This is a genomic window from Streptomyces sp. NPDC051662, from assembly GCF_040681655.1.
Taxonomy (GTDB): Bacteria; Actinomycetota; Actinomycetes; order Streptomycetales; family Streptomycetaceae; genus Streptomyces.
On the sequence record NZ_JBFAZD010000001.1, the window covers coordinates 539792 to 558080 of the forward strand.

Consider the following 18289-nt stretch of genomic DNA (forward strand, 5'->3'; position numbering starts at 1 on the left):
AGGGCCGTACGGCGTCTTCCCGTACGGCCCTCGATGGCCCTGCCCGGCGCCTCCCACCAGGTCCCGCCCCCGTCCTAGGAGGGGGACTTCCGCAGCAGCCATAAACCCAGTCCTGACCCCACCACTCCGAGCCCGGCCACGACGCTCAGCGCGATCTCCGTCCCGCCGTCGTCCACCAGGAAGTTCAAGTACACGTTGGCCAGCAGGCAGCCGATAAGCACGATCCAGAGCAGGGCTTTCATGGGGATTCCTTCACCTTCCGCGACGCTTTCCTCAGCACGTCCACTCTCTCGCACCGAGCCCGCGAGCACAGGAGGGCAGCCCCCCGAACCGGGGGTTCAGCACACCCCCCGAACGCGGGTGTGATTCCCTGACTCCGCCCGTGCGGGGACGGGGGTCCCTGCGCGCGGTCTCCTCATGGACGGTACCTTCGTGCTGCCGAACTCGACGCCGCCCGAGCCGGGTTGACGGCCGGGGCACGCAAGGAACGAAGGGGGCCGGCGCATGAGCCTGGCGCAGCTGCACTACACCTCGGCCCCGCAGGGACCTGACGGTTCCGATGGACCGCACGGACCGGGCTCCCGGTTCACCGCCGTCACCCCGGGCATACCGCCGTCGCTGCTCAAGGAGGCCGAGCCGCTGCTCGGGTACGAACCGCCGCGCGACGCCCCCGCGCACCCCGGCGCCGCCGAACTCGCCGCCTTTCCGCAGGCGTTCAGTCACAGTCTGCTCTCCGACGGCACGCGTCTGCTCGCCCGCGCGGTACGTACGGGCGCGGGCGGCGGGCCGGCCGGCTCCCACACCCATGCCGTGCTGCTGCCCGGGGACGCGGGTCTGCCGGGCGGCGGGCTGCCCATCTCCGCCTGGAACTCGTCGCGATGGGCCTCCGCCGCCCCGGCCGACGGGGCTCCGGCGCAACTGGAGGCCCTTCCCCCGTCGGGTCTTCTCGGGCGGGAGGCGCTGGTCGGCTTCGCCGCCTCGCGCGGCCCCTGGCTCCCCGGCTTCCTGGCCGGTCTGCGCGAGCTGACGGAGGAGACATCCGTGCCTCGGGACACGGAGCCGGCGGCGCGGATCGTCCTCGTGGAGCGCGACAGCGCCGATGTGGCCCTGTGGATCGCGCTGGCCTGCGCCGTACTGCCGCGCGACCACGCCGACCGGCTGACCTTCACCACCTATACGCGCCGGCCGCGCGACGCCCGGCAGCGGATCGTGGGCGTACTGCCCGGGGACGCGCCGGAGCCGGACGGCCGCGACCACGGTTGCCGGGTGCACGACTGCACCGCCCCCGTGCCCGCGGAGCACATCCCCACGGACAGCTGGGCCGGGATCGCCGCGCGCGTCTGGCTGGGCCGGGCCCCCGAGCTGTTCACGGAGGCGGCGGCGCTGCCGGGCGGTGTCTTCTCCCCCGGCGCCCTGGCCGCTGTTGCCCTCTGCGCGGATCTCGCGCCCGGTCCCGACGGCCGTACGGCGGCGGCCGGCTGGGCGCACACGCACGCGCGGGCCCTGGGCGACGCCCGGCTGCACCGACTCGTCGAGGCGTTCCGGACGACCGCCGAGGACCGGACGACGGCCGAATTCACCGCCCTGACGCGGCTGTTCACCGCGCTCCCCGAAGACCTCGGCCGGCGGCTCGCCGCCGGTCTGGCTCCCGAACTGCGCGCGGGCGTCGCGGACTCCGGGCCCGGTATCAGCCGGCCGGTGGAGCTGCTGCGGGTCGCCGACGCGCTCGGGGTGGACTGTACGGATCTGCTGCCCGGTCTCGCCCACCGGCTGGCCCGCTCCCTGCTGGGCCCGGGGACCGCGGAGGCCCAGGGGACCACGGACGCCCCGGGGACCGCGGACACCCCGGATCCGCTCGCGGTCCTGGAAGACGTCCTGGAGGAGCATTTCGAGCTGCGAACCGCGCTGCTCAGCGCGCTGGACGCGCTCGCCGCCGAGGACCCGCCCGCCGCCGTCCGGCTGCTCGGCCGTACGCCCCTGGCTCTCACGGGGGTGCAGGCCCTGCCGCATCTGCGGATGTGCGCCGGTGCGCCCTGGACGCGGGCCGCCGGGGGCGGTGACGGCCTCGCCGCGCTGCATGCCGCGCTGCGCGCCTGCGGAGTCTCGCCGTTCACCGATCCACTGGTGCTGCGTACGGCAGTACGGCTGGTGTGGGACGGTGGCGCCCCGGCCCCGGGCGAGGCGCGGCGACTGCTCAGCGAGACGGGTTCCGACGCGCACCGCGCCGCGGGCACCTGGCGCACGCTGGTCCGGGCCGCGCTCGACGGCCCCGCCGACACCGCCGCGGACGCCCACGGCGGTGTCGAGGCCAATGACGCGGACGCCGCCGCGCTCGCGCACGATCTGCTGCGCTGCTTCCCCGACGAGCTGGAGCCGCGCGTACGGGGCGCCCTGCTGCTCCTCGAATTCGCCGGCGAGATCGGCGCGGGCCGGGCCGGACCTCCGTGGACGGAACGGGTGCTGGCGCTGCGCGCCGAGGCCGAGCCGGTGGAACCGGCCCTGCTGGCCCGGGTGTTCGGGACCCTCGCACGCCGGCTGCTCTCCGAGGAGCGGCCGGAGGGCGAGCTGTACGCCCTGATCCACTGCGGCGAGCCACGGCTGCTCAGTACGTACGCGACCGCCGCCCAGGAGGAGCGGGTACGCGACCGGCTGCGTACCGCCCCGGCCTACGCGGCCGACTGCTTCATCGCGTGGAGCTCCCTCCCCGGCGCGAACCGGGCGTGGGACTCGACCCGTACCGCACTGCTCGACAAGGTGTTGCGGCCGGTCGTGCGCGCACTCTCCGACGAGGACACCGCCTCCGTCGAACGGAGCCTTGAGCGCGCGGGGGTCCACCGCGCTGAGGAGTTCAGGACCTGGAACCGCCCGGGGGCCCTCAGCCGGCTGAGCCGTCGCCTCGGCGGCCTCGGACGGCCTCGCTGACGAGGCCGTCCACACCGCGCCGCGGACGCGTCAGCTCTCGTCCGGGGCCAGCCGCAGCGAGATGCTGTTGATGCAGTACCGCTGGTCCGTCGGGGTCGGGTACCCCTCGCCCTCGAAGACATGGCCGAGGTGCGAGCCGCAGCGTGCGCAGCGGACCTCGACCCTGACCATGCCGTGGGAGCGGTCCTCGATCAGCTCGACCGCGTCCGTGTCCTTCGGGTCGTAGAAGGACGGCCAGCCGCAGTGCGACTCGAACTTCGTGTCGGAACGGAAGAGATCGGCGCCGCACGCGCGGCAGGAGTAGACGCCGGTCGTCTTGGTGTCCGTGTATTCGCCGGTGAAGGCGGGCTCGGTGCCGGCCTTGCGGAGTACCTGGTACTCCGCGTCGGTCAGCTCCGCGCGCCACTGCTCGTCCGGCTTGTCGATGTCGTACGGCATGCGCTCTCCTCAGTCGGTCGGACGGGCCCGGCAGCCCCGGCGGGTCAGTCCCCGAGCCGGGCCAGGATGTCGGGACCGAGGTCCGTGACATCGCCCGCGCCCATGGTGAGAACGAGATCACCGGGGCGTGCCATTCCCGCGACCGCCTCGGGGACGGATCCCTTGTCGTGGACGGCGGTGACGGTGGCGCCCGCCGCCTCGGCCGCGTCGGTGATCAGGGCGCTGGTGACACCGGGCAGCGGGTCCTCACGGGCCGGGTAGATGTCCAGCACCAGCGAGGCGTCGGCGAGGGCCAGGGCCTGGCCCATCTCCGTGCCCAGCTCCTGCGTACGGGAGAACAGATGCGGCTGGAACACCACCAGCAGCCGGGAACCGGGGGCCGCCGCGGCCCGCATCGCCTCCAGGTCGGCGGTCATCTCGGTGGGGTGGTGCGCGTACGAGTCGATCACCTGCACGCCCGCGGCCTCGCCCTTGAGCTGGAGACGACGCTTGACCCCGGTGTACGCGCCGAGCGCCGAGGCCAGATTGTGCGCGGGGATACCGAGGGCGATACCGGCGGCGAGGGCGGCGACCGCGTTGTGGGCGTAGTGCCGGCCGGGGACCGAGACGGTGAAGGTCAGGAAGCGGCCGTCGAGCAGTACGGTGACCTCGCTGGTCAGACCGCGTGCGGTGACCTTGTGGACGCGTACGTCGGCGCCCTCGGCCGCCCCGTAGGTGACGACCTTGAGCGCGCTCGAACCCCGGACCCGGGAGGCCAGCTCGACGGCGCCTGGCTGGTCGGCGGCGATCACCAGCGTCCCACCGGGGACGATCTTTCCGGTGAACGCCTCGAACGACTCGTAGATCTCGTCCATCGACGCGTAGTTCGCGTGGTGGTCCAGCTCGACATTGAGGACGATCGCGACCTCGGGGTCGTACTTCTGGAAGCTGCGGTCGCTCTCGTCCGCCTCGGCGACGAAGATCTCGCCCTCGCCGTGCCGGGCGTTCGTACCGGGCCCCGCGAGATCGCCACCGATGGCGTAGGAGGGGTCGAGGCCCAGCTCGGTGAGGGCGACGGCCAGCATGGAGGTCGTGGTGGTCTTGCCGTGGGTGCCGGCGACGGCGATCGCGCGCAGCCCGCCCATCAGCGAGGCCAGCGCGTCGGAGCGGTGCACGACGGGTACGGAGAGCTCGGCGGCGCGGGCCAGCTCGGGGTTGTCGGCCCGGATCGCGCTGGAGACGACCACGCACGAGGCGTCGTCCGCGAGGTGCTCCGCGGCATGGCCGATATGCACGGTGACCCCCAGCGCCCGCAGCGCCTCGGCGGTCTCCGACTCCTTCGCGTCGCTGCCCGCGACCTTGGCGCCGCGCTGGGCGAGGATCTTGGCGATACCTGACATTCCGGCGCCGCCGATACCGATGAAGTGCGGCCGTTCCATGGCTGCGGGAATACCGGGTGCCGGTGCCATACGTGTTCTCTCCCAAGGTGCAGGCGGGCCCAGGATGCGGGCGCGGTACAGCGTGCAGCTGTAGCGGAGCCAGCTTATTCGCTGTGTGCGAAGAGTTTGAGCACCGGTACGCCGACCTTGTGCCGCGCCCGGGACGCCCAGTCGCGGTGGAAGAACTCCTCCACGTAGTGCGGCTCGGTGAGCACGATCACCTCGTCGGCCCCGGCTTCGTCCACGACCTCCTTGAGCCGGTCGAGCGGATGCTCCTCCACGACCTGGCCGGTGGCCGCGGAACCCTGCCCGCGAAGCAGCGCCAGCGAGTGTTCGAGCGCGAGTTCGGCGGGCTGTCTGGCCTCCTGGCCCTCCGGCACCTCGTCCTCCCTGGCCGCGTCCCGCAGCTCGCCGATCGCGATGTCGTCGATGGCGCGCAGCAGCAGATCGGCCTGGTCGCCACGTGGCTGCATGAGCACCACGAACGAGATCTCCTCGTCGCCGTGGAGGGTGGTGACGAACTCCACGTCCTCCGACGACAGGGGCTTCTCGATCATCAATACGCTTGTGAACACGACGGGCGCCCTTCTTCTTCCAGGGCCGTGCGGCCCACTGCTGAAACCATCCTTCCCCGTGCCCCCACGGGGTCCCTGAGGTTAAGTCTGCCCAGCGGAAGCTAACCGGAACGACAAATTCCGCTGATTGTCAGACACGCGGGTGGCGGGTGGATCAGACGTGCCGGTACCGGGTGAAGAGGAACCCGTCCTGCTCCAGCAGCGACGCCAGCGCGAACCGTTCGGGCACGGCGGGAGCCGGCCCGCCCGCGATGCGCTGCGCGTACCCCGAAGTGAGCATCGGAGACACGGTCAGACAGAGTTCGTCCAGCAGCCCCGCCGCCACGAACTGCCCGAGCAGCCGGGGTCCGCCCTCGGTGAGCAGCCGGACCAGTCCGCGATCCGCCAGGGCGCGTACGACACGCTCCGGGTCCGCCCCGGCGCCGTCCCCGGCGATCACCACCTCCACGCCCGCCTTCTCCGCCGCGCGGATCCGCTCCGCGGGCGCCGCCGCGCCGGTCAGCACCAGCGTCGGGACGAGGGGGGCGGTGAAGAGCGGCAGCGAGAAGTCCAGCTCCAGACTCGCGCTGACCACGGCGATCACCGGCGCGGGCCGCTGCCCGGCCGCCGCCCTGCGCCCGGCGAAGGCCTCGCGGGCGCGGGCCGGCCGGTATTTCTCCTGGCGAACCGTTTCCGCACCCACCACCACCGCGTCGGCGAGCGCCCGCAGAGTGCCGAAGACGCGCATATCGGCGGCGGAGGAGATGGACTGCGAACGGCCCTCGTGGTGGGCGGCGCCGTCCAGCGTGGACACCATGTTGGCGCGCAGCCAGGGCCGCGCGGCACCGTCGGCATCGCTGCCGGCGCCGGTGCCGCCGCCCGTGCCGACGGGGTACGCGTAGACGTCCGCCAGCTCGTCGAGCGTCCAGTCGCGGTCCACGCCGGACACAACCGCCGAATCCCCTTCGGAAGCCGCGGCGGAGGGTGTCTGATCGGTCACAGGGAACAGGCGTCGCATGCGAAGCAGTCTGGCATGGCGCATAGAGTTACGAACTGTGTCGTCCTCCACCACCGCGTCCGGCCGTCAGTCGATAACCGAAGCGGCCCCGCTCTCCCTCTGCGCACGTGAGCCACATGTCCCCGCCGACCGGCTGGTCGCGGAGATGGTGCCGCCGCCGCGCTTCGACTCCGTACGGTTCGACACGTACGTACCCGACCCCCAGCAGCCCAGCCAGACCGAGGCGGTCTCGGTCCTGAGCGCGTTCGCGGCGGGGCTCGGCGGGGCGCATCCGGCCGGCGGTGGACACGGCAAGCGGCGCTGGTTCTCCAGAAAGCCCGCGGCGCCCACCGGACCGCGCGGTGTCTATCTGGACGGCGGTTACGGCGTCGGCAAGACACATCTGCTGGCGTCCCTCTGGCACGCCACTCCCGCCGCGCCCGAGCGAAAGGCTTTCGGCACCTTCGTGGAGCTGACGAATCTGGTCGGCGCGCTGGGCTTCCAGGAGACCGTACGGACGCTCAGCGGCCATCGGCTGCTCTGCATCGACGAATTCGAGCTGGACGATCCGGGCGACACCGTCCTCGTCTCCTCCCTGCTCGGCAAGCTGGTCGACGCGGGCGTGGCACTGGCCGCGACCTCGAACACCCTGCCGGGCAAGCTCGGCGAGGGCCGGTTCGCCGCCGCGGACTTCCTCCGCGAGATCCAGGGCCTGTCGGCGCGGTTCCGCCCGCTGCGCATCGACGGCGAGGACTACCGGCACCGCGGACTGCCCGCCGCTCCCGCCCCGTACTCCGACGAAGAGGTGACCCGGGCCGCGTACGCGACCGAGGGCGCCAGCCTGGACGACTTCCCCGGGCTGCTCGAACATCTCTCCCGGGTCCATCCGAGCCGGTACGGAGCGCTCACGGACGGGGTGCGGGCCGTCTGTCTCACGGATGTCTCGCCCGTGCCCGACCAGTCGACCGCGCTACGGCTCGTCGTCCTCGCGGACCGGCTGTACGACCGGGAGGTGCCCGTCCTCGCCTCCGGGCTCCCCTTCGACCGGCTGTTCAGCGAAGAGATGCTGAACGGCGGCTACCGGAAGAAATACTTCCGGGCGATCTCACGGCTGACGGCGCTGGCGAGGGACGCGAAGGGGCTGGTCGCCCAGTAGGTTCGGAGCCGTAACTCCGCGGCGCCGTAAGGCCGCCACGGCCGAGAGTCCCCACACGTCGAAGCCTTGACACTTCGAAGCGCTGGCACCTCGCGTCGTCGCATCTGCTGTACTCACACCCGTATCACCACGACCAAGCAGAAGGGTTCCACCATGGCCACCACGCGCCAGGCGCACACGGTCTGGGAGGGCAACCTCCTCCAGGGCACGGGCACCGTCACCTTCGACTCCTCCGGCATCGCCGACCAGGCGGTCTCCTGGCCCTCCCGCGCGGAGGCGGCGAACGGCAAGACCAGCCCGGAGGAGCTGATCGCCGCGGCCCACTCCAGCTGCTTCTCGATGGCGCTCTCCAACGGTCTCGCGAAGGGCGGCACACCGCCGACCAGGCTGACCACCCAGGCCGATGTCACCTTCCAGCCGGGCACGGGCATCACCGGTATCCACCTCACCGTTCAGGGCGAGGTCCCCGGTATGGACGCCGCGGACTTCGAGAAGGCGGCCGAGGACGCCAAGGTGAACTGCCCGGTCAGCCAGGCGCTCACCGGCACGACCATCACGCTGAGCGCGTCACTGGTCTGACGCGACACCTGAGGCAGCGCTGACCCGCATGGTTCACGTGTCACACGACACGTGCTACACACATGCGGGTCACGTCTCCTGTCCGCCAACAGGGAGTTGCCTCATGTCAGCAACACGGCGTCAGATCCTCGCCCGCACCAGCGCCATCGCCGCGGGTATCACCTTCAGCGGAGCCGTCTCCGAGCTCTTCTCCGGCACCGCCGCCGCCCAGGGACTCGGCCGCCGCGGCTACGGTCCGCTGGTCACCGACCCGGACGGGCTGCTCGATCTTCCCCGGGGCTTCCGCTACAAGGTCCTCTCCAGGGAGGGCGACCCGCTGCGCTCGGGCGAGGGCCCGGTCCCCGGTAACCACGACGGCATGGCCGCCCTCCCGGGCCGCCGTGGCCGGGTGCATCTGGTCCGCAATCACGAGAACCGCGCCACCGCCCCGATCCCCGTCCCGGCCGTGCCCGGCCTCACCTACGACCCGATGGGCAAGGGCGGCTGTACAGCACTGGAGCTGGACGGCCGCGACAACGTACTCGGCGAACGCGTCGCCATCGCCGGAACCGCCGTCAACTGCGCGGGCGGCCCCACTCCTTGGGGTACCTGGCTCACCTGCGAGGAGACCGAGGACCGCGCGGGCACCAACGGCTACACCAAGGACCACGGCTTCGTCTTCGAGGTCGACGGCGCCGATCCGCGCCGTACCGGAGCCGTACCCCTGACCGCCATGGGCCGCTTCCAGCACGAGGCGGTCGCGATCGATCCCGGCACGGGCATCGTGTACGAGACCGAGGACGCGTTCGACCGGCCGTTCGGGCTCTTCTACCGCTTCCTGCCGCGGAAGCCGCACGGCGGGACCGGATCGCTGCGTGCGGGCGGCGCCCTGGAGGCCATGCGGGTGCCGGGGATGCCCGATCTGTCGGCCGTCCAGGAACCGGGCATGTCCTTCGACCGGGTGGAGTGGGTCCCCGTACCGGACCCGCTGGCCCGGGAGACCCCGATCCGCCTCCAGGACTTCGGGCCCGGGGGCATCACCCACGCGCAGAAACTGGAGGGCTGCTACTGGGGCCGGCGCGCGGTGTACTTCGTGTCGAGCTACGCGCGCAGCGCGGAGGGCTCGGCGGCGGACCACTACGGGCAGGTGTGGAAGTACGAGCCGGGGCGGGGCCGGCTCACGCTGGTGGTCGTCTTCGGCCCCGGCACGGACATCCAGCTGCCGGGCGAGTCCCCCGACAACATCTGCCTCGCGCCGAGCGGCGGCCTGATGGTGTGCGAGGACGGCGGGGGCGCCCAGCATGTGTTCGGTGTGACGCGCGAGGGCGAGGTGTACGCGCTGGCCCGGGGCGCCCAGGAGCTCCCGTCGGCCACCGCGGAGGAGCCCGAGTGGGGCGAGTTCGCGGGCGTCACCTTCTCGCCGGACGGCGCGACGATGTACCTGAACTGCTATACGCCGGGGACCACGTTCGCGGTGACCGGGCCCTGGCGGGAGTAGGGCCTGTCCGGCGGCGTCAGCGGTCGCAGAACGCTCCGATCCGACGCACCCTCTAAGGAGCCGACCGAAGGGGTGCGCAGTGGCCAAGAAGGACAGAGAAGCCGGACAGCGGAAACAGCCGCCACCGCCGCTCCGTGAGCTGCTGCGCGTCCCCGAGGGCGAGCCCGTCGACCTCTCCTCGTACGACTCCCGCGCCACCCCGGGCGGCCCGGAGAACAAAGCGGCGGCGCTCGCCGCCGTCCCTCCGCTGGCGCAGCGTCTGGCCGCTCTCCAGGACCGGCTGTACGCGGCCAGCACCGCGGGCGACCGGCGCCGGGTGCTGCTGATCCTCCAGGGCATGGACACCAGCGGCAAGGGCGGCACGATCAAGCATGTGATCGGCCATTTCAACCCGGCGGGCTGCCGGGTCAGGGCCTTCAAGACCCCGACCCCGGAAGAGCGGAGCCACCCCTTCCTGTGGCGGATCAGACGGGCGCTGCCCCAGCCGGGCGAGATCGGGATCTTCGACCGTTCGCAGTACGAGGACGTCCTGATCGCCCGCGTACGGGAACTGGTCCCCCGGCGCGATCTGGGCCGCCGCTACGGCCAGATCAACCGCTTCGAAGAGGTGCTCGCCGACAACGGCGTGACGATCGTGAAGGTCTTCCTCCATCTCGGCCACGAGGAGCAGCGCGACCGTCTCCTGGCCCGGCTCGACAACCCGGACAAGCACTGGAAGTTCAGCCCGTCCGACATCGAGGACCGCGCCCTGTGGCCCGACTACCAGGAGGCCTACGAGCTGGCCCTGAACCGCTGTTCGACGGCGACCGCCCCCTGGTACCTGGTCCCCGCGGACCGTAAGTGGTACCGCAACTGGGCGATCAGCACGCTGCTTCTCGAACATCTGGAGGCACTGGACCCGGCTTATCCGGAGGGCGACTTCGACGTCGAGGAGAGCCGCCGGGAGCTGCTGGAGACGGGCTGATCCCGGGTGTGATGCCTCTGGGGCGACTCATGACCGTACGGGACGACTTCGGCGTGGGCGAGTGCCGTGCGACCGTTCCGGGCCGATCATCATATATTTTCCGTGAGTGACCACATATGTACGTATTCTCGCCATCGCTGTCGTCCTGGGCGCCGCCCTCACCAGTTGCGCCGACGGCGCCGGCAAGGCCGTGACCTCCGGCTCCACCGGCGCGCGGGCCGCCGCGACATCCAATTCCGCGGCGGTGAAGGCGCCGCCGACCCTGGCCCCCGGTCCCGGCGGGCTGACCCCGGTCTTCAAGCGCGGGAACCCGGCCGCGGGCAAGACCGTGGCGCTCACCTTCGACGCCGATATGACGGCGGATCAGGGCACCCGGGCGGCGCGCGGCGAGCGGTTCGACAACCCTTCGCTGATCGCCCTGCTGCGCAGGCTGGAGGTGCCCTCGACGGTCTTCATGACGGGCCGCTGGGCCGAGGAGTATCCGACGCAGGCCAAGGCGATCGGCGAGGACCCGCTCTTCGAGATCGCCAACCACTCCTACAGTCACTTCGCCTTCACGGCCGACTGCTACGGGCTGCCGCGGGTGGGCGAGACGAAGATGAACGAGGACGTGCAGCGGGCCTTCACCGCCTTCCGCGACGCCGGGGCACGCAATGTGGTGCCGTACTTCCGCTTCCCGGGCGGCTGCTACGACGACGCGGCGCTCCGGGCGCTGGCGCCCTCGAAGGTGACCGCGGTCCAGTGGGATGTCGTCAGCGGCGACGCCTTCGCCACAGACGCGGACGCGGTCGCGCAGCAGGTGCTGGAGGGCGTGAAGCCCGGGTCGCTGGTGGTGATGCACTGCACGCGCAGCGCGGCGCCGGTGACGGAGGACGCCGTGCAGCAGATCGTTCCCGAGCTGCGGAAGCAGGGCTACCGGTTCGTCAAGGTCTCCGAGCTGATGAGCCACTGACCGGGCGTGTCCCGGGCGCGGCCCGGCGGGACGGCGGTCGGCCCGCGCACGCCGTCCGCGCGGACCGGGGTGCGCGGTGCCGGACCGAGATCGTCAGTGCGCGGCGGCCTTCTGCGGGGTGGCCTCGCTCGGCCGGACGATGACGAAGCCCTCGCCCTGGAGCATCAGCTGGACGGCCTCGCCCGAGCCGCCGCGGATCATCGAACCGACGGACTGCGACCGGTGCAGCGAGGTGGAGAGCTGCGCGCTCCATCCGACGATCGCGTCGGTGTCGACGTACACCGGGGCCTGGCCCGTGACGGGGATCACGATGGGGTTGCCCTCGCATATGACGCCGAGCTTCCCGTAACCGGTGAAGAGGCTGTTGAAGAGTCCGCCGCCGGTCATCCCGGCGCCCTTCACCGTCTTGATCTCGTACGAGAGGGTCGGGTCGAAGCAGAGGACATTGCGCCCGTTGATGGTGAGCGCGTCGCCCTGCTCGATGTCGACGATGAAACAGTTGGCGGCGTCCTGCGCGAACCACGCCTCGCCCTGGCCCTTGACGCTCATCAGCGGCAGGCCCTCGCCCGTGACGGCCCGCTTGAGCATGCCGCCGATGCCCTGGCCCTTGCGTTCGAACTGGAGGCCGCCGCGGAAGGCGATCATGGATCCCTGCCGTGCGTACATCTCACCGTTGACGGCGTACTTGATCGACTTGGCGTTCTGCAGCGTCATCCCGGGGGCGGCGGCCGGCTGCGCCAGGTACTCGGCGGAAAAGAGATCGCTCTTCATGCCGTGCATACTCACCCGGACGCACCCGTTCCGCCATGAAAGGTTTGCCCAAGAAATCCGCCCCGGAAAGTGGGCCCGGGGCTGCTGGCAGACTGGACCGGTGAGCAGTGACATGAGTGACAGCGGCGCCGGCGTGCCCGACCGGACCTCCCCCGACGAGGCCCCCCAGTTCGTACTGCCGCTGGTGGTCCGGATCGAGAAGGCCGCGCCGCCCGCCCGTACCGACGCCCTGGAGACGGCCGCCCGCGCGGTGCTCGTCATGCTCTCCGACGAGCGGTCGGTGGGTGAGGGCGAGTGGGCGCGGGCCATGCGGGACTGGCAGGACGCCCGGATCCGCAAGGTGGTACGGAGGGCACGCGGCGCGGAGTGGCGCCGCGCCTCCGCGCTCCCCGGGCTCACGGTCCTGGGCGAGGGGCCCACGACGGAGACGGCGTCCACCGCCGAGGTACGGGTCTTCCCGCCCGTCCCGCTCGACGGCTGGCCCAAGGAGCTGGCGAAGCTCCAGGTCTCGGGGACCGAGCTGGCCGACGCCGAGGAGCCGCCCGCGCCGGATCCGGCGCTGCCCGTGCTCTGGCTCAGCCCCGATCTGGACATGTCGGCGGGCAAGGCCATGGCCCAGGCCGGACACGGCGCCCAACTCGCCTGGTGGGAGCTGTCGGAGACGGAGCGCAAGGCATGGCGCGAGGCCGGCTTCCCGCTCGCCGTACGTACCTCCGACGCGCGGCGCTGGCCCGAACTCACCGCCAGTGGACTGCCGGTGGTCCGGGACGCCGGATTCACCGAGATCGCGCCCGGCTCCTGCACCGTGGTCGCTGATCATCCGGCGCTGCGGAGCTGAACACCGCGGCCTGACCGTACGTATCTCCCAGTACCGCGACGCGGGTTGAACCGCCGGCGAGGCCGGCGGGAGGGTCAGCGGTGTCGGAATTCGGTTCGGGAGGCAGCACATTGTTGCGACGCATCAACGGTACGGCGCTCATCATCGCGGCACTGGTCGTCACGGTCGGGGCCCTGGCCTTCCCCGTATGGTCCTACGCCGACCGCTCCGGCACCGGTCAGGCGAACCTCAACGCGTCCAGTGTGGCCACCCAGTGGGGCCCGCTCTCCGCGACCGACCGCGATCTTCTGGTGAAGGTGCGGCTGGCGGGGCTCTGGGAGCTGCCCGCCGGGCAGCAGGCCATCGAACGCGCCCCCAGCCAGGCGATCAAGGAGTGCGGTGACCATCTGGTCGTCGGCCACACCGATCTCGACAAACGGGCCCGCGATGTCGCGGCGAAGCTCGGGGTCGAGCTGCCGAACCAGCCGAACGAGCAGCAGCAGGGCTGGCTGAGGGAGCTGTCGGCGGCCACCGGCCAGGAGTACGAGCGGAAATTCGCCAATCTGCTGCGCAATGCCCACGGCAAGGTCTTCGCGCTGATCGCGCAGGTCAGGCACACCACCAGGAACACGCTGATACGGCAGCTGGCGAGCGACGCCAACCAGACCGTCCTGGACCACATCACGATGCTGGAGGCCACCGGCATGGTCGACTTCGACACGCTCGCCAACGAGGCGGCGGGCACCCTGACGGCCAGCCCGACCGGACCGCCGCCCCCGAACGGGAACCTGCCGCCCGCGCCGGACGCCGTGGCGCCCACCGGCAACGACACCTTCACCTCCCGGCCCTCCACCCAGCCGGGCGCTCCGACAGCGATCAACACCGACCGGCCGGCGCCGGGGACCGACCCGTAGAGATCCGTCCGGTCCGTACGGGCCCCGCGCGCGTGGAACCTCAAATCAACCTCTGAACGTCCCCCTCAGCGGATTCACCGGCGCGCCACGGGGTCATTACCTCCAGACCGCGCCCGTCGCGGACAGGGGAGGACCTCGGACACCGAGGAGGGGGAGCCATGAACGACACACCACAGCTGGGGATCGGCATCGGCTGGCGCCCGGAGATCGCGGACACGGTCGAGGCGCTGTCCGGTGTCGACTGGGTCGAGGCCGTCGCGGAGAATCTCTGCCCCGGCCATCTGCCCGACTCGCTGATACGGCTGCGGGAGCGCGGCGTCACCGTCGTACCGCACGGGGTCTCGCTCGGCCTCGGCGGAGCGGAGCGTCCGGACGCGGGGCGGCTCGCGGATCTCGCGGAGCGCGCCGAGGCCCTTGGCTCCCCGCTGGTCACCGAGCACATCGCGTTCGTACGGGCCGGCGGGGCGCTCACCGCGTCCCCCGTCCTGGAAGCCGGTCATCTGCTGCCGGTCCCGCGCACCCGCGACGCCCTGCGTGTGCTCTGCGAGAACATCCGGATCGCCCAGGACTCGCTGCCCGTGCCGCTCGCCGTGGAGAACATCGCCGCGCTGATCTGCTGGCCGGACGAGGAGATGAGCGAGGGGCAGTTCCTCGCGGAGCTGGTCGAGCGCACGGGCGTACGGCTGCTGATCGATGTCGCCAATCTGCACACCAACAAGGTGAACCGGGGCGAGGACCCCGCGAAGGCCCTGGACGAACTGCCGGTCGAGGCCATCGCGTACGTCCATGTCGCGGGCGGGGTCGAGCGCGACGGCGTCTGGCACGACACCCACGCGCACCCGGTCACCGCACCGGTACTGGACGTACTGTCCGAGCTGCGCGCCCGGGTCGCCCCGCCGGGCGTTCTGCTGGAACGGGACGACGATTTCCCGCCCGCGGCGGAGCTGGCCGGCGAGCTCACCACGATCCGGGAGACGATCACGGCAGGCGCCACGGCCGCGCGTACGGGGGCGGGAGCGGCGTCGGGATCGGGAGCAGGGGCTACGGAGGAGCGGAAGCCCGGCGACACCGACGCAGCCCGCGGCCGGCTCGCGCTGAGTGAGACCGCCCTGCTCTCCTCGCTGGTCGCCGGTACGCCCGTACCCGAGGGGTTCGATCCGCGGCGGCTGCGCGTGCAGAGCCACGCCCTCGCCGCCAAACGCGCCGGGGTCGTCGCCAAGGTCGCCCCCGAGCTGCCGGAGATCCTCGGCAAGGGCTTCCGCCCGGCGTTCCTCGCGTACGCCGCGCACACGCCCATGCGCGCCGGATACCGCCGTGACGCGCTCGACTTCGCCGAGAGTCTGCTGTTCGAGGGCCGGCCCGAGGACTCCGCCGCCCGGCGGCGGCTGACCCTCTGGTGGCATGAGCGGGCCGCCGCGAGGCCACCGCGCCGGGCGACGCGTCTCCTCCGTGTGGCCCGTGCCGCGCTGGCCGGGAGGTGAGGGGCGGTGACGACGTTCCTCTTCACCGCGGTCACTCTCGCGGTCGCCGTCTCCTCCGTCCTGCTGATCGCCGGGGTGGTCCGGTCGCGCGGCGGGGTGACGGGGACACCCGCCGTCCATGACGTGTGGGAGGCCGCGTTCCTCGGCGGCGGTCCCGGCAGGGTCGTGGACGCCGCGCTCGCCGGGATGCGGGCGGACGGCCGACTGGCCATCGGCGGCCCCGGCATCGTCGCCGTACTCCAGCGGGTCGCCCATCACCCGGTGGAGCGGGCGGTGCTCCAGGAGCACGCCATGGCGCCCAGTGGCGCCCTGCACGCGCTGCGGCTCGCGGTGATGCGCGCCCCCGCCGTGCAGCAGGTGGGCGACGCGCTCGCGGCGCGCGGGCTGGTGGTGCCGCGCGCGCGGATCCGCCCGTGGCGGACCTGGGGCGTCACTCAGGGGGCGCTCTGCTTCGCCGCCCTGCCCGTGTCGTTCATCGCGGGCGCGCTGGTGACCTTCGGTTCCCTGGAGTTCGGTCCCAGCGGGATGTGGGCGTTCTCCCTGCTGCCGGTCCTGTTCGGGGGCATGATCACGGGGTTCGTCTGCGCGACCGTCGCCGGGCGGCGGATCACCCGAGCGGGACGGCGGGCGCTGCGCGACTTCGTCGTGGGGCTCACTTACTCGGCCGCGGACCAGGTCGCGGCGTACGGGGTGACGGGGGTGCCGGATCCGGAGCTGCGGGGGCAGTTGAGCACCGCCGCGCGGATGCGCCCGGGGCGTGACTTCGCACCGGCGGAGCAGCTGTCCACGGCCGTGGTGGCCTGGTGCTACGGCGCCGAGCCGGGCTCGGGGACGGGCTGCGGCGGTTCGGGGTCGGGCTGTGGCGCGAGCTCCTGCGGAGGCGGCGGTTCCAGCGGTTCCGACGGAGGCGGCGGAGGTTCCGACGGAGGAGGCGGAGGTTCCGACGGAGGAGGCGGAGGAGGCGGCGGCTGTGGGGGCGGCGGCGGGGGATCGTAAGCCTCCGGGCGGTCGTCGGTCCGGGCCGTCCGTGCGATCCGGGCGGCACATCCCGTACCGTCCGGCCACTCCTCAGACCCTTCGGAGTGGCCGGACGACGCATCGGGGTCATTGCGACCGACACCGCGTACGGATGCTTGTCCGCCCCCGGCACTCTGCTGACCTTCTGTCTGCGGATCACCCTCCGATCCGCACGCACGGAAGGGAACGCGATGAGAGCAGTAACGAAATACGGGGCGTTGACCACCCTCGGCTCCGTGGTCCTGTCGGCCCTCGTCGTCGTTCCCGCGGACGGCGCCGACACCACCGGCGGACACGCCACCACCAGCGCGGCCCGTGGCGTCGCCCGCGCCGCCGAGCGCGCCGCCACCGCCGGCATCACCTTCGGCGCCTGCCCCGAGGCCGAGCGGCTGCCCGAACCCCTCGTCTGCGGCACGGTCGAGGTCCCTCTCGACTACACCGAACCCGACGGCAGGATGATCAGCCTCACCGTCAGCCGGGTGCCCGCGAGCGGGAGTCCGGAGCGGCGGCAGGGCGCGCTGGTCTTCAACCCCGGCGGACCCGGCGCCTCCGGTATGTACTTCCCGATGGCCGCCGAGGTGCCCCACTGGAAGCGGATCGCCGAGGCGTACGACCTCATCGGCTACGCCCCTCGCGGAGTGGGCCGGTCCGCCCCGCTCTCCTGCGAGGATCCGGTGGACCACGTCAAAGCCCCGACGCAGTCCCCCATCCATCCCTCCGCGTCATACAAACGGGAGCGGATCGCCGAGGCCAAGGCGTACGCGCAGGGCTGTGCCCGCGCCGCCGGCGCCGCGCTCCCCCACTACAACTCGCTGAACAACGCCCGCGATCTGGACGTGCTGCGCGCGGCGCTCGGTGAGCAGAAGCTGACCTTCATGGGCGCCTCGTACGGGACCTACTTCGGCGCGCTCTACGCGACGCTCTTCCCCTCGCACGTGGGCCGGATGGTCTTCGACTCCGCCGTGAACCCGGACCCCGAGCAGATCTGGTACCGCAACAACCTCGACCAGTCGGTCGCGTTCGAGCGGCGCTGGGAGGACTTCCGTACCTGGGTGGCCAAGCATGACGCGACGTACCACCTGGGCACCGACGCCGAGCAGGTGGCGCAGAGCTACGAGAGAGTGCGCGCGGGAGTCGCGCACAAGCCGGCCGGCGGGAAGGTCGGGCCCGGCCAGCTCCAGGCGGCGATGCTCGGGGCCGGCTACTACGACGACTACTGGCCGACGCGCGCGACGGCCCTCGCCGAGTATCTGAAGGGCAATCAGCAGCCTTTGATCGCCCAGGCCTCGCCGCGTCCGGCCGCCGCGGCGGAGAGCGAGAACGCCGGGGCGGTCTATACCGCGGTCGAGTGCAATGACGCGCCGTGGCCCACGGACTTCGCGGTGTGGGACCGCGACAACACCGAGCTGGCGCGGCGCGCGCCGTTCGAGACCTGGGACAACGCCTGGATGAATCTGCCGTGCGCCTACTGGACCGCGCCGCGCCGTCGGCCGGCCGAAGTCCGCACCTGGCCGGGCCAGTTGCCGCCGACGCTGATCCTGGCCGCGGAGCGGGACGCGGCGACGCCGTACGAGGGGGCGGTGGAGCTGCACAAGCGGCTGGCCGGTTCGGCCCTGGTGACCGAGCGGGACGCCGGCACGCACGGGGTGTCGGGCGGCGCCAACGCCTGCGTCACCGCCTATGTGGAGGACTACCTGCTGCACGGCAAGGCGCCGGTGCGGGGCGCCGACTGCGCGCCGCACGCGGAGCCCGACCCGGCGTCGCCGCGACCGACCGACCGACTCGTCGAACTGCGCAGACGGCTCAATCCGGGTATTCGTCTCTGAGCCGGC

17 protein-coding genes are annotated in these 18289 nt (G+C 72.1%); 11 read left to right on the forward strand and 6 right to left on the reverse strand.

The window, feature by feature from the left end:
• Positions 1–74 precede the first annotated feature (74 nt).
• Positions 75–242, reverse strand: coding sequence for a hypothetical protein (locus AB0M67_RS02330; RefSeq protein WP_249947818.1), 168 nt, complete (start codon positions 240–242; stop codon positions 75–77).
• 262 nt (positions 243–504) lie between these two features.
• Between AB0M67_RS02330 and AB0M67_RS02335 the strand changes: the two genes are divergently transcribed.
• On the forward strand, positions 505–2922 hold the full coding sequence (locus tag AB0M67_RS02335; RefSeq protein ID WP_365741683.1) for a GTPase-associated protein 1-related protein: 2418 nt from the start codon (positions 505–507) through the stop codon (positions 2920–2922).
• 30 nt (positions 2923–2952) lie between these two features.
• On the opposite strand, the gene msrB is transcribed toward AB0M67_RS02335, so the two are convergent.
• The 4 genes from msrB to AB0M67_RS02355 form a co-directional block, all read right to left on the reverse strand.
• Complete coding sequence (gene msrB / locus AB0M67_RS02340) at positions 2953–3360, reverse strand: peptide-methionine (R)-S-oxide reductase MsrB (RefSeq protein ID WP_030350719.1); 408 nt, start codon at positions 3358–3360, stop codon at positions 2953–2955.
• A gap of 44 nt (positions 3361–3404) precedes the next feature.
• Positions 3405–4808, reverse strand: a complete 1404-nt coding sequence (gene murC / locus AB0M67_RS02345; protein WP_365741685.1) for a UDP-N-acetylmuramate--L-alanine ligase — start codon at positions 4806–4808, stop codon at positions 3405–3407.
• Between the two features lie 74 nt (positions 4809–4882).
• Positions 4883–5353, reverse strand: a complete 471-nt coding sequence (locus AB0M67_RS02350) for an indole-3-glycerol phosphate synthase (RefSeq protein ID WP_365741687.1) — start codon at positions 5351–5353, stop codon at positions 4883–4885.
• 154 nt (positions 5354–5507) lie between these two features.
• On the reverse strand, positions 5508–6350 hold the full coding sequence (locus AB0M67_RS02355) for a pyrimidine reductase family protein (protein WP_365741689.1): 843 nt from the start codon (positions 6348–6350) through the stop codon (positions 5508–5510).
• Positions 6351–6387: 37 nt separating this feature from the next.
• On the opposite strand from AB0M67_RS02355, the gene zapE reads away from it, so the two are divergent.
• The 5 genes from zapE (at position 6388) to AB0M67_RS02380 (ending at position 11457) form a co-directional block, all read left to right on the forward strand.
• On the forward strand, positions 6388–7485 hold the full coding sequence (zapE, locus tag AB0M67_RS02360; RefSeq protein WP_365741691.1) for a cell division protein ZapE: 1098 nt from the start codon (positions 6388–6390) through the stop codon (positions 7483–7485).
• A gap of 153 nt (positions 7486–7638) precedes the next feature.
• Positions 7639–8064: an OsmC family protein gene (locus tag AB0M67_RS02365; protein ID WP_249947824.1), complete on the forward strand. Its 426-nt coding sequence runs from the start codon at positions 7639–7641 to the stop codon at positions 8062–8064.
• Between the two features lie 103 nt (positions 8065–8167).
• Positions 8168–9541 carry an alkaline phosphatase PhoX gene (locus AB0M67_RS02370; RefSeq protein ID WP_365741693.1) on the forward strand — a complete coding sequence of 458 codons (1374 nt, stop codon included), beginning with the start codon at positions 8168–8170 and terminating at the stop codon, positions 9539–9541.
• A gap of 79 nt (positions 9542–9620) precedes the next feature.
• Complete coding sequence (locus AB0M67_RS02375) at positions 9621–10505, forward strand: PPK2 family polyphosphate kinase (protein ID WP_365741695.1); 885 nt, start codon at positions 9621–9623, stop codon at positions 10503–10505.
• A gap of 190 nt (positions 10506–10695) precedes the next feature.
• Positions 10696–11457, forward strand: a complete 762-nt coding sequence (locus AB0M67_RS02380; protein WP_365741853.1) for a polysaccharide deacetylase family protein — start codon at positions 10696–10698, stop codon at positions 11455–11457.
• 93 nt (positions 11458–11550) lie between these two features.
• On the opposite strand, the gene AB0M67_RS02385 is transcribed toward AB0M67_RS02380, so the two are convergent.
• Positions 11551–12228 carry an AIM24 family protein gene (locus AB0M67_RS02385; RefSeq protein ID WP_365741697.1) on the reverse strand — a complete coding sequence of 226 codons (678 nt, stop codon included), beginning with the start codon at positions 12226–12228 and terminating at the stop codon, positions 11551–11553.
• Positions 12229–12340: 112 nt separating this feature from the next.
• Between AB0M67_RS02385 and AB0M67_RS02390 the strand changes: the two genes are divergently transcribed.
• The 5 genes from AB0M67_RS02390 (at position 12341) to AB0M67_RS02410 (ending at position 18283) form a co-directional block, all read left to right on the forward strand.
• Positions 12341–13066, forward strand: coding sequence for a peptidyl-tRNA hydrolase (locus AB0M67_RS02390; protein WP_365741699.1), 726 nt, complete (start codon positions 12341–12343; stop codon positions 13064–13066).
• 113 nt (positions 13067–13179) lie between these two features.
• Entirely contained in the window at positions 13180–13959 is a 780-nt protein-coding gene (locus tag AB0M67_RS02395; RefSeq protein ID WP_365741701.1) for a DUF4142 domain-containing protein, read from the forward strand.
• Positions 13960–14117: 158 nt separating this feature from the next.
• Entirely contained in the window at positions 14118–15440 is a 1323-nt protein-coding gene (locus tag AB0M67_RS02400; protein ID WP_365741703.1) for a DUF692 domain-containing protein, read from the forward strand.
• 6 nt (positions 15441–15446) lie between these two features.
• Positions 15447–16436: a TIGR04222 domain-containing membrane protein gene (locus tag AB0M67_RS02405; RefSeq protein ID WP_365741705.1), complete on the forward strand. Its 990-nt coding sequence runs from the start codon at positions 15447–15449 to the stop codon at positions 16434–16436.
• 212 nt (positions 16437–16648) lie between these two features.
• Positions 16649–18283 carry an alpha/beta hydrolase gene (locus tag AB0M67_RS02410; protein WP_365741707.1) on the forward strand — a complete coding sequence of 545 codons (1635 nt, stop codon included), beginning with the start codon at positions 16649–16651 and terminating at the stop codon, positions 18281–18283.
• Positions 18284–18289: the final 6 nt, after the last annotated feature.